8 protein-coding genes are annotated in these 10,185 nt (G+C 68.0%); all 8 read left to right on the top strand.

Features of this window, described 5'->3' with window-relative positions; genetic code table 11:
- Positions 1-61 precede the first annotated feature (61 nt).
- Positions 62-1,027 carry a carbohydrate ABC transporter permease gene (locus ACFWFR_RS13385; protein WP_377623278.1) on the top strand — a complete coding sequence of 322 codons (966 nt, stop codon included), beginning with the start codon at positions 62-64 and terminating at the stop codon, positions 1,025-1,027.
- Positions 1,027-1,932 (top strand): carbohydrate ABC transporter permease, encoded by a 906-nt coding sequence (locus tag ACFWFR_RS13390; protein WP_377623279.1) that lies wholly within the window; start codon positions 1,027-1,029, stop codon positions 1,930-1,932. The genes ACFWFR_RS13385 and ACFWFR_RS13390 overlap by 1 nt, the downstream gene beginning before the upstream one ends.
- Positions 1,933-1,962: 30 nt before the next feature.
- Complete coding sequence (gene yicI / locus ACFWFR_RS13395) at positions 1,963-4,242, top strand: alpha-xylosidase (RefSeq protein ID WP_377623281.1); 2,280 nt, start codon at positions 1,963-1,965, stop codon at positions 4,240-4,242.
- Between the two features lie 190 nt (positions 4,243-4,432).
- Entirely contained in the window at positions 4,433-5,923 is a 1,491-nt protein-coding gene (locus ACFWFR_RS13400) for a GH1 family beta-glucosidase (protein WP_377623282.1), read from the top strand.
- Between the two features lie 631 nt (positions 5,924-6,554).
- Entirely contained in the window at positions 6,555-6,797 is a 243-nt protein-coding gene (nrdH, locus tag ACFWFR_RS13405; RefSeq protein ID WP_191799972.1) for a glutaredoxin-like protein NrdH, read from the top strand.
- 37 nt (positions 6,798-6,834) lie between these two features.
- Positions 6,835-7,266 carry a class Ib ribonucleoside-diphosphate reductase assembly flavoprotein NrdI gene (gene nrdI, locus ACFWFR_RS13410; RefSeq protein ID WP_191799970.1) on the top strand — a complete coding sequence of 144 codons (432 nt, stop codon included), beginning with the start codon at positions 6,835-6,837 and terminating at the stop codon, positions 7,264-7,266.
- Complete coding sequence (nrdE, locus tag ACFWFR_RS13415; RefSeq protein WP_377623283.1) at positions 7,236-9,395, top strand: class 1b ribonucleoside-diphosphate reductase subunit alpha; 2,160 nt, start codon at positions 7,236-7,238, stop codon at positions 9,393-9,395. Before nrdI ends, nrdE begins: the two co-directional genes overlap by 31 nt.
- A 173-nt stretch (positions 9,396-9,568) precedes the next feature.
- On the top strand, positions 9,569-10,185 hold a 617-nt coding region (locus tag ACFWFR_RS13420; RefSeq protein ID WP_377623284.1), incomplete at its 3' end, for a ribonucleotide-diphosphate reductase subunit beta.

The following is a 10,185-nucleotide window of genomic DNA, read 5'->3' on the forward strand; positions in this document are numbered from 1 at the left end:
CCGCCCGTCGGGGCGCCGGGACCCGACGACGACGAACGATCACGAGCGACGAGGAAAGTCCATGAGCACTGTCAAGACGCCGACCCCCGCGGTCGAGCGAGCAGGAGCCGCGCGCTCGCGGCGCAGCAGACCCCGCTGGGTGGGTTACCTGCCCTACCTGATCCCGGGAGTGGTCGCGTTCACGGTGGTCATCCTGATCCCGTTCGGCATGAACGTGTACTACAGCCTCTTCAAGTGGAAGGGCGGCATGGCCCCGATGAAGTTCATCGGGCTCGACAACTACTCCGCCCTGATGGCCGACGAGCAGTTCTGGACCTCGTTCCGGAACTCGGTCGCGATGATCCTCGCGATGGTCGTGGTCCCGACGCTGATCGGCCTCGTGCTCGCGGCCGTGCTGTTCGACTACCTCGGACGGCGGTTCGGCGGGGGCGTCGCGGCCTTCCTGCGGGCGACGTACTACCTGCCGCAGATCCTGCCCGTCGCCGTGGCCGGTGTGCTGTGGAACTGGATCCTCAACTCCCAGACCGGCGCGCTCAACGTGATCCTGCGCTCGATCGGCATCGACAGCCCGCCGAACTGGCTGGGGTCCACGACCACCGCCCTGCCCACGGTCATGGCGGTCCTGGTCTGGGTCCAGATCGGCTATCCCGTCGTGATCTTCATGTCGGCCCTGCAGCGGGTCGACCCGGAGCTGTACGAGGCGGCCGAGCTCGACGGTGCGGGGTGGTGGCGCCGCTTCGGTGCGATCACGATGCCGCAGATCCGCCCCGAGACCTTCGTCGTCGTCCTGACGTGCACGGTCGCGGCGCTCAAGGTGTTCGGACCGATCTACGTGCTGACCCGCGGCGGCCCCGAGAGCTCGACGCTCGTGCCCAGCTACTACTCGTACCTCAACTTCTTCGACAAGTCGAAGGTCGGCTACGGCGCTGCCGTGTCGACCGTCCTGACCCTGGTGATCGTCGTGGTCGCCCTGGTCATCCTCGCCCTGCAGGCCCGCGCCGAGCGCCGTGAAGAGGGAGGCCGCTGATGGCCACCGACGTTCTGAACCCGTCCGTCGAGAAGCCGCAGGAGGCCCAGGTCCTCCGGTCGACCCGTCCCGACCAGCGCCACCACCGGGGTGCCACGCGCTGGTTCGTGCTCGCAGCGGCGGGCCTGTTCGCGCTGCTCATGCTCGCGCCGTTCGTCATCATGCTGCTCAACGCGTTCAAGTCTCCGGCCGAGTACTCGCAGGACGGGCCGCTGAGCCTGCCCACGCACCTGTACCTCGACGGCGTCGTCGCGTTCTGGGAGCGGGTCGACTTCCCGCAGAAGCTGCTCAACTCGATCTGGATCTCGGCCGCGGTCGCGATCGGGGGAACGCTGCTCTCGCTGCTCAACGCCTATGCGATCGGCGTGGGGCGGGTCAAGGGCAGGCTGTGGATCATCATGCTGTTCCTGCTCGCGAACATGCTCCCGCAGGAGGCGCTGGTCTACCCGCTGTTCACCATGGCGCAGCAGGTGGGGCTCTCGAACTCGCAGTGGTCCGTGATCATCATCTTCACGGTCATCCAGTCGGCGTTCGGCACGTACCTCCTCTCGTCGGTGCTGGGGACGTTCCCGCCCGCGCTGCTGGAGGCGGCCGCGCTCGACGGCGCCTCGCGCTGGCAGATCCTGTGGAAGATCGTCTTCCCGGTCGTCCGTCCCACGCTCTCGGTCCTGATGATCTTCTTCTTCATCTGGACCTGGAACGAGTTCTTCATCCCGCTGGTCATGCTCACCACGAACGCGACCCAGACGATCCCCATCGCGCTGGCCTCGCTCCAGGGCGACCGGATGATGGACGCCACGACGACCAACGCGGGCGCCCTGGTCTCGCTCGTCCCCGCAGTCATCTTCTTCCTCATCTTCCAGCGCACCCTGACGCGAGGCGTCACGGCCGGCGCCGTGAAGTGACCGCACCTACCCCGAAGGAACCGAGCAACCATGAAGTTCACCGACGGCTACTGGCAGGTCCGTGACGGCTTCTCGCCGCTGCACCCGGCCCAGGTAGACGACGTCCGCGTCGATCCCGCGGCGGGCACCCTGACGGTGTACGCCCCGACCGCCGTGATCCGGCGTCGTGGTGACACGCTCAACCGGCCCCTGCTGACGATCACCTACTCGTCGCCCGCGCCGGGCGTGATCGGCGTCCGGATCGAGCACCACCGGGGCGGGGTCGACCGGGGGCCGCGTTTCGAGCTGCACCACGAGGAGGGATTCCGGCCAGAGGTCTCGGTCGACGAGACCTACGGAGTCCTGCGCTCCGGGCCGCTCGCGGTGCGCGTGCACCGGGAGGGGGGCTGGCGCGTCGACGTCGAGCAGGACGGGCAGGTCGTGACGTCGAGCCTGCACAAGGCGGTCGGCTCGGTGCAGGCCGACGCTGCGCACGGGGGCGCCCACTACATGCACGAGCAGCTCAGCCTCGCACCGGGCGAGCAGCTGTACGGGCTGGGGGAGCGGTTCGGGCCGTTCGCGAAGAACGGCCAGACGGTCGACGTCTGGAACGCCGACGGCGGGACGTCGAGCGAGCAGGCGTACAAGAACGTGCCGTTCTACGTCAGCAGCCGGGGCTACGGCGTGTTCGTCGACCACCCGGAGCTCGTGTCGTTCGAGGTCGCCTCGGAGATCAACACCCGTGCCCAGTTCTCGGTCGAGGGGCAGGCGCTGCAGTACTACCTGGTCGCGGGGCCGACGCCCAAGGACGTGCTGACGCGCTACACCGCGCTGACCGGGCGCCCCGCGCGGGTCCCGGGCTGGTCGTTCGGGCTGTGGCTCACGACCTCGTTCACGACGAGCTACGACGAGCAGACCGTCAGCGGGTTCATCGACGGCATGGCCGAGCGGGACCTGCCGCTGTCGGTCTTCCACTTCGACTGCTTCTGGATGCGCGAGTACCAGTGGGTCGACTTCGAGTGGGACCCGCGCACGTTCCCGGACCCCGAGGGCATGCTGAGCCGGCTCAAGGACAAGGGCCTCAAGATCTGCGTGTGGATCAACCCGTACGTCGCCCAGCGCTCGCCGCTGTTCGAGGAGGCACGGGCCGCGGGGTACCTGCTCCGGACGACCGACGGCGGGGTGTGGCAGTGGGACAAGTGGCAGGCGGGCATGGGCCTGGTCGACTTCACGAACCCCGACGCGACCGAGTGGTACCTCGGCAAGCTCAAGGGCCTGCTCGACCAGGGGGTCGACTGCTTCAAGACCGACTTCGGCGAGCGTGTCCCGGTCGACGACGTCGTCTGGTCCGACGGGTCCGACCCCGCGAAGATGCACAACTACTACGCGCAGCTCTACAACGAGGCCGTCTTCCGGCTCCTCGAGCGTGAGCGGGGTGAAGGGGATGCGGTGCTGTTCGCACGGGCGGCCACCGCGGGCGGCCAGCAGCTCCCCGTCCACTGGGGCGGCGACTGCGACTCGACGTACGCGTCGATGGCCGAGTCGCTCCGAGGCGGGCTCTCCCTCGCGATGTCCGGGTTCGGGTACTGGAGCCATGACATCGGCGGCTTCGAGGGCGTCCCGGACGCGGGGGTCTTCAAGCGGTGGCTGGCGTTCGGGCTCCTGTCCTCGCACAGCCGTCTGCACGGCTCGGACTCGGTGCGCGTGCCGTGGGCGTTCGACGAGGAGGCGGTCGAGGTCACCCGGAAGTTCACGCGCCTCAAGCTCTCGCTCATGCCGTACCTGGCCGGGGTCGCCGAGGAGGCGCACCGGGACGGGATCTCGATGATGCGGCCCATGGTGCTCGAGTTCCCCCACGACCGTGGGGGCTTCGGGGTCGACACGCAGTACATGCTGGGCGGCTCGCTGCTCGTGGCCCCGGTCTTCACGGCCGGGGGTGACGTCGAGGTCTACGTCCCGGAGGGGACGTGGACGAACCTCCTCGACGGGAGCACGGTCTCGGGACCGCAGTGGGTCGCGCAGAGGCACGGGTTCGACTCGCTGCCGCTGCTGGTCCGCCCGGGCACGGTGCTGCCCGTGGGTGCGCGCACGGACCGCCCGGACTACGAGTGGGCCGACGGCGTGACCCTGCGCCTGTTCGAGCTGCCCGACGGGTACGACTCGACGACCACGGTCCCGTCCGAGACGGGCGCCCCGACGACGTTCCGCACGCGCCGCGAGGGCGCGAAGATCACGGTCATGTCCGGCGACGCCCGCGCGGCGTGGGCCGTGCAGATCGGTGAGCACGTGGTGCGTGCCGAGGGGGCGGGGAGCGTCGAGCTGACCCTCTGACGCACCTCCCGCCGTGCGGGCAGGGGGAGAGGTGAGCGGCGTCGTCGGGCAGGAAGCACCGTGCCCGACGGCGCCGCCCACGCCGGGCCTCGACGTCGCGCCCCGCGCGTGGGTACCCTGATCGAATCGATACGTGAGAGCGCTCCCACGCTGTCGCGGACCGTCCATCCCGAACCACAGAAGGAACACCGTGAGCAACGTCGCCACCCGGCAGGACGCCGGACCCGCACCGTCCCCAGCGCAGGCCCCCGCGTCGCGCACCTTCCCGACCGACTTCCTGTGGGGGTCGGCCACCGCGGCCTATCAGATCGAGGGAGCCGCCGCCGAGGGCGGGCGCGGGCCGTCCATCTGGGACACCTACTCCCACACCCCCGGCCGCACGCTGAACGGCGACACGGGCGACGTGGCCGACGACCACTACCACCGGTGGGCCGAGGACGTGCAGCACATCAAGGACCTCGGGCTCGGCGCCTACCGGTTCTCGATCTCCTGGTCGCGCGTCCAGCCCGGCGGCACAGGAGAGTTCAACCCCGAGGGCATCGCGTTCTACTCGCGGCTCGTCGACGCGCTCCTCGACGCGGGCGTCAAGCCCGTCGTGACGCTCTACCACTGGGACCTCCCGCAGGAGCTCGAGGACCGCGGCGGCTGGGCGAACCGCGAGACCGCCCACGCGTTCGCCGGGTACGCGCGCCGCATGGCCCGCGAGCTCGGCGACCGGATCGACGTGTGGACCACGCTCAACGAGCCCTGGTGCTCGGCCTACCTCGGCTACGGCTCGGGCGTGCACGCCCCGGGGCGCACCGAGCCCGTCGCGGCGCTCGCGGCCGTGCACCACCTCAACCTCGCCCACGGGCTCGCGTGCCTCGCCATCCGCGACGAGCTGGGGCAGGACGTCCAGACCTCGATCACCCTCAACCTGCACGTGATCCGGCCCGACGACCCGACGTCGGAGGCCGACCTCGACGCTGTGCGCAAGATCGACGGGCTCGCCAACCGGGCGTTCCTCGGCCCGCTGCTCGACGGCGCCTACCCGGCCGACCTGCTCGCCGACACCGCGCACGTGACCGACTGGTCGTTCGTCCAGGACGGTGACCTCGAGATCGTCCGGCAGCCCCTGTCGGTGCTCGGCATCAACTACTACTCGACCACCAAGGTGCGCCACTTCGCGGGCGACGGCGAGCGCGCGGAGAACGACGGCCACGGCGCGTCGAGCCACAGCCCGTGGATCGGGGTCGACGACGTCGAGTTCGTGACGCAGGCGGGCCCGTACACCGCGATGGGCTGGAACATCGAGCCCGCCGGGATGACCGAGCTGCTCCTCTCGGTGCACCGGGCGTACCCGGGCCAGCCCCTGATGGTCACCGAGAACGGCGCGGCGTTCGACGACGAGGTCTCGATCGGTGCCGACGGGACCGCGCGGGTGCACGACGACCGTCGTGTCGCGTACCTGCACGACCACGTCGACGCGGTGGGTGCTGCGATCGACGAGGGGGCCGACGTGCGCGGGTACTTCGCGTGGTCGCTGCTCGACAACTTCGAGTGGGGCTACGGCTACGACCGCCGGTTCGGCATCATCCGCGTCGACTACGACACGCTCGAGCGCACGTGGAAGGACTCGGCGCACTGGTACCGCCGGCTCGCGACGACCTCGGTGCTGCCCGGGGTGGCGGAGGTCGGCTGACAGACGTCGAGGACGCCGGTGCCCGGGGCCGGGCCCGGCGGGCCCGGCGCGCCGACCGGGCACGGGCCGCCGGAGGTCGCGACGGGCACCGGTGATCTATCTCGCACCCGTCGCGGCCGTGGCGCGACACGCCGACGGAACATGACACGCGGGAGAATTCGTGTCCGGCTTGTCTGGTTCGGTGTGGCGCCGGGTGTGGCGCCGAGGTGGGGTTGGTCTGCCTGCCAGCCCCCCTCGAGCGCTCTGCACAGCATGTGGACGGACGCCCTCCACAAGCTGTGGAGAAGTCCTCGGGACCGCTCGGACAAGCCGTTCTCGGGCTCCTGGACCGGTGGACGACGGGGTGCATCCGGGGGAGTGTCAGTGCCTCCTGGGAGGATGGATCCGTGCTTGTAGCACACTTCGACACGTCTCGAGGAGGAGGCGGCGAAGATCGTCAGACCACGACATCTAGTGCCGAGCGCGGAGCCCGCCCACTAGGTATAGTGGTCAACACCAGGGAGCGATCGTCTCCCCGGCAAACCACACGGTCGTAGTTCCACCAGCGTTCTTCGAGGTCAGGACCCCAGCAGGGAGTCGGCCTGAGCGCCCCCGCTGGAAGCTCGATCCCCTACCCGAGGAGACTGACCAGATGAGCATCACGGTCTACAGCAAGCCGGCTTGCGTTCAGTGCGACGCGACGTACCGCGCCCTCGACAAGAAGGGCATCGAGTACTCCGTCGTGGACATCAGCCAGGACGCCGAGGCACTCGAGCTCGTGCGCGGCCTCGGCTACCTGCAGGCGCCCGTCGTCATCGCGGGCGACGAGCACTGGTCGGGCTTCCGCCCCGACCAGATCAACGCTCTCGCGGCGAAGGTCGCTCCCGTCGCCTGACCAGCTCGTCCCACCGGTCCCCGCTGCGAGGTGTGACATGGGATCGCTCGTCTACTTCTCCAGCGCGTCGGACAACACCCACCGGTTCGTCCAGCGCCTGGGCCTCGAGGACCGTGGTCACACGGTCCACCGCATCCCGCTGCGACCCAAGGACGAGTTCCTGCGGGTCGACGAGCCCTACGTCCTGATGGTCCCGACGTACGGCGGCGGCAACGAGGGCGGGGCAGTGCCCCGCCAGGTCATCAAGTTCTTGAACGACTCACACAACCGGTCGTTGATCCGCGGCGTCATCGCCGCGGGCAACACCAACTTCGGCGAGGCCTACTGCATCGCCGGCGACATCATCTCCTCGAAGTGCCAGGTGCCTTACCTGTACGCCTTCGAACTTCTGGGAACAGCCGAGGACGTCGAGCGCGTCCGCGACGGATTGGGACGATTTTGGCAACGACAGTCACGGATTCCAGCGTGAGCACGGTGGCGGCGGGCGTCGAGCTCGACTACCACGCGCTCAACGCGATGCTCAACCTGTACGGCCCCGACGGCGAGATCCAGTTCGACAAGGACCGCCAGGCAGCGCGCCAGTACTTCCTGCAGCACGTGAACCAGAACACGGTCTTCTTCCACAGCCTGGAGGAGAAGCTCGAGTACCTGGTCGAGAACAAGTACTACGACCCCGCGGTCCTCGACAAGTACGACCGCGACTTCGTCAAGACCTTGTTCGAGTTCGCCTACTCCAAGAAGTTCCGCTTCGACACGTTCCTCGGCGCGTTCAAGTACTACACCTCGTACACGCTCAAGACGTTCGACGGCAAGCGTTACCTCGAGCGCTTCGAGGACCGCGTGTCCATGGTCGCCCTCGGTCTGGCCGACGGCAACGAGCAGACGGCCCTCGACATCGTCGAGGAGATCGTCGCCGGTCGCTTCCAGCCCGCGACCCCCACGTTCCTCAACATCGGCAAGGCGCAGCGCGGCGAGCCCGTGTCCTGCTTCCTGCTGCGCATCGAGGACAACATGGAGTCCATCGCGCGCGGCATCAACTCGGCCCTGCAGCTCTCCAAGCGTGGCGGTGGCGTGGCCCTGCTCCTGAGCAACATCCGTGAGCACGGCGCCCCGATCAAGCACATCGAGAACCAGTCCTCGGGCGTCATCCCCGTGATGAAGCTCCTCGAGGACTCCTTCTCCTACGCGAACCAGCTCGGGGCCCGTCAGGGTGCAGGTGCGGTCTACCTGCACGCGCACCACCCCGACATCATGCGCTTCCTCGACACCAAGCGTGAGAACGCCGACGAGAAGATCCGCATCAAGACGCTGTCGCTCGGCGTCGTCATCCCCGACATCACCTTCGACCTGGCGAAGAAGAACGAGGACATGTACCTCTTCTCGCCGTACGACGTCGAGCGCGTCTACGGCAAGCCCTTCGCCGACATCTCGGTCACCGAGAAGTACGACGAGATGGTCGACGACGCACGCATCCGCAAGACGAAGATCAAGGCCCGCGAGTTCTTCCAGACGCTCGCCGAGCTGCAGTTCGAGTCCGGCTACCCGTACGTCATGTTCGAGGACACGGTCAACAAGGCGAACCCCATCAAGGGGCGCATCACGCACTCGAACCTGTGCTCGGAGATCCTCCAGGTCTCGACGCCCTCGACGTACAACGAGGACCTGTCGTACGACCACGTCGGCCGCGACATCTCGTGCAACCTCGGCTCGCTGAACATCGCCAAGACGATGGACTCGCCAGACTTCGCCAAGACCATCGACACCGCGATCCGCGCCCTGACGGCCGTGTCCGACCAGACGAGCATCGAGTCCGTCCCGTCGATCAAGCGGGCCAACGAGTCGGGGCACGCGATCGGCCTCGGCCAGATGAACCTGCACGGGTACCTCGCTCGCGAGCGCGTCTTCTACGGCTCCGAAGAGGGCATCGACTTCACGAACATCTACTTCTACACCGTGGCCTACCACGCGATCGCAGCGAGCAACCGCCTCGCGATCGAGCGGGGCCGGGCGTTCGGCGGGTTCGAGGACTCGACCTACGCCTCGGGCGAGTACTTCGCGAAGTACACGGACCAGGTGTGGGAGCCCGCGACGCCGCGCGTCAAGGAGCTCTTCGAGACCGCCGGCGTGCACATCCCCACGCAGGAGGACTGGAAGGCGCTGGCCGCTTCCGTCAAGGAGCACGGCATCTACAACCAGAATCTCCAGGCCGTCCCGCCGACCGGCTCGATCAGCTACATCAACAACTCGACGTCGTCGATCCACCCGGTCGCCGCCAAGATCGAGATCCGCAAGGAGGGCAAGATCGGGCGCGTCTACTACCCGGCGCCCTACCTGACGAACGACAACCTGGAGTACTACCAGGACGCGTACGAGATCGGCTACGAGAAGATCATCGACACGTACGCCGCGGCGACGCAGCACGTGGACCAGGGCCTGAGCCTCACGCTGTTCTTCAAGGACACCGCGACCACGCGCGACGTCAACCGCGCGCAGATCTACGCATGGCGCAAGGGCATCAAGACCCTGTACTACATCCGCCTGCGCCAGCTCGCGCTCGAAGGCACCGAGGTGGAGGGTTGCGTCTCCTGCATGCTGTGATTGACCTCGTCGCCTGACGGCGACGTCCACGGGAGGGGCGCCGGTCTTCCCGGGCCGCTCGTGCCTCGCGGCCCCCGCCAGGCCCGACCACGACCGGCGCCCCTCCCGTTCCCGCCGCCCGCAGGACCTCTCGTCTCGTCGCAGGCACCGTGCTGAGAAAGAAGAAGAACGACATGTCACCCACTGGGAAGCTCAAGCTCATCGATCGCGTGTCCGCGATCAACTGGAACCGTCTCGACGACGACAAGGACGCCGAGGTCTGGGACCGGCTCGTCGGGAACTTCTGGCTCCCCGAGAAGGTGCCGGTATCGAACGACATCCAGAGCTGGGCCACGCTCACCGAGGAGGAGAAGACGCTCACCATGCGCGTCTTCACCGGCCTCACGCTGCTGGACACCATCCAGGGCACCGTGGGCGCCGTGTCGCTCATCCCTGACGCGATCACCCCGCACGAGGAGGCCGTGTACACGAACATCGCCTTCATGGAGTCCGTGCACGCCAAGAGCTACTCGTCGATCTTCTCGACGCTGTGCTCGACGCGCGAGATCGACGAGGCGTTCCGCTGGTCGGAGGAGAACCCCAACCTCCAGCGCAAGGCCGAGATCGTCATGGAGTACTACAAGGGCGACTCGCCGCTCAAGCGCAAGGTCGCGAGCACGCTGCTCGAGTCCTTCTTGTTCTACTCGGGCTTCTACCTGCCCATGTACTGGTCGAGCCGCGCCAAGCTCACGAACACGGCCGACCTCATCCGCCTCATCATCCGCGACGAGGCAGTGCACGGGTACTACAT

The organism is Oerskovia sp. NPDC060287 (genome assembly GCF_042726775.1).
GTDB lineage: Bacteria > Actinomycetota > Actinomycetes > Actinomycetales > Cellulomonadaceae > Oerskovia > Oerskovia merdavium.